This window comes from Streptomyces sp. NPDC005070 (assembly GCF_053600395.1).
Genome location: NZ_JBSFZS010000474.1, coordinates 1 through 1,607 on the forward strand (window position 1 = coordinate 1; position 1,607 = coordinate 1,607).

At 71.3% G+C, this 1,607-nt stretch carries 2 protein-coding genes; both read right to left on the minus strand.

Annotation, left to right across the window (positions count from 1 at the left end):
* Positions 1-1,366 (minus strand): DUF4032 domain-containing protein (locus ACWEBX_RS40375; RefSeq protein ID WP_451889672.1); only part of this gene is annotated, 1,366 nt, incomplete at its 3' end.
* Between the two features lie 49 nt (positions 1,367-1,415).
* The coding region (locus ACWEBX_RS40380) for an amidohydrolase family protein (protein WP_451889673.1) at positions 1,416-1,607 on the minus strand (192 nt) is incomplete at its 5' end.

Genomic DNA, 1,607 nt, shown 5'->3' on the forward strand with positions numbered 1-1,607 from the left:
CGTGGTGATGTGCGACGTCGCGCGCGAGGCGGGTGACGAGCTCATCGGCCGGCAGGGGGTCGCGGGCCTTCGGGAGGATGTTCGTGACGTAGTCCTTCACGGCCGCGTCCAGGCCGATGTCGTGCTGGGCGCGCTCGGACAGGAACCAGCGGTGTTCGAGCAGCTCGTGGTACAGCTCGGCCGGGTCCATGGAGCCGCGCAGGTCCGGGGGCACCGCCCGGACCGTCGGCCGGAACACGTCCCGCACCCAGCGGTGGGCGAGCACCTCGGGCCGGGCCGCATGCGGGCTCCCCGCACCCTGACCGGGCCGGGTGCCCGCGGCGGAGGAGCCCGGGGCCGAAGATCCGGGTGCGGAGGAGCCCGGGGCCGAGGATCCGGGTGCCGAGGAGCCCGGCGCGTAGTCGTCCTGGGTGGCCATCCAGCTCTCCAGGTCGTTCAGGAGCCTGCGGGCCTGGTTCTCCTCGGTGTCGAGTCCGGTCAGCCGCAGCAGTTGGCGCTGGTGGTGGCCCGCGTCGACGACCTTGGGCACGAACGTGACGGTGTCGCCGTTGGACGAGCTCGCGATGTGCATCTCGGCGACGTCGAAACCGAGGTCGTTGAGCCGGCGGATGCGACGGTCGATGTAGTGGTACTTGCCGGCCGGGTAGACGGAGGTGCGGGTCAGCTCCTGCCACAGGCTCCGGTGGCGGGCGCAGATCTCCCGGCCGAACTCGATCGGGTCCACCGAGGGATGCAGGGCGCCCGCGGCCTCCAGGTCGAGCAGTTCGCCGCTGATGTTCACCCGGGCGAGATCGAGGTCGTACTCGCGCTGGCCGGTGCTGAGCCGCGGGTGCAGTTCACCGGTCTCGGCGTCCACCAGATACGCGGCGTAGGCTCCCGCGTCGCGCCGGAACAGCGTGTTGGACAGCGAACAGTCGCCCCAGGCGAAGCCGGCCAGGTGCAGCCGCACCAGCAGGACGGCCAGGGCGTCCATCAGCCGGTGCATGGTGGCGGGCCGCATGGTCGTCTCGAACATCGACCGGTACGGCAGTGAGCCGCCCAGGTGCCGGGTGATCAGCACCGACTCCAGGGGCTCGCCGGCCGCGTCCGTGCGGCCGGTGACCACGGCGAGCGGGTCGACCGCCGGTATCCCGAGCCGGTCCAGGCCCAGCAGCAGTTCGTACTCGCGCACCGCGGGCCGTTCGGCGAGTTCCTTGACGGCCACCACCTCGTCACCGGCGCGCGCGTAGCGCACGACGTGCCGGGAGATGCCGCGCGGCAGCGGCACCAGATGGTGCTCGGGCCACTCCTCCAGGGGCAGGTGCCACGGCAGTTCGAGCAGGAGCGCGGGATGCTCCGGGTTGGTCGCGCTGAACTGCAGAGCCATGGCCGGGCTGCCCTCACCTCAAGGTCGAACGCTGGTCGGGCCCCAGCATCTACGAATGATCGCCCAGACGGAAGACGCGCCGGGCGTTGCCCGACAGGAACAGCGAGGTGGTCTCCTCGTCGAGTCCCAGCTCGTCGAGATGCTCCAGAGCCCGACTCGGCTCGATCATGGGGTAGTTGGAGCCGAACAGGACCTTCCGCCGTCCCCGGCCGCGCAGATACGCGACCAGCTCCGGGGGATA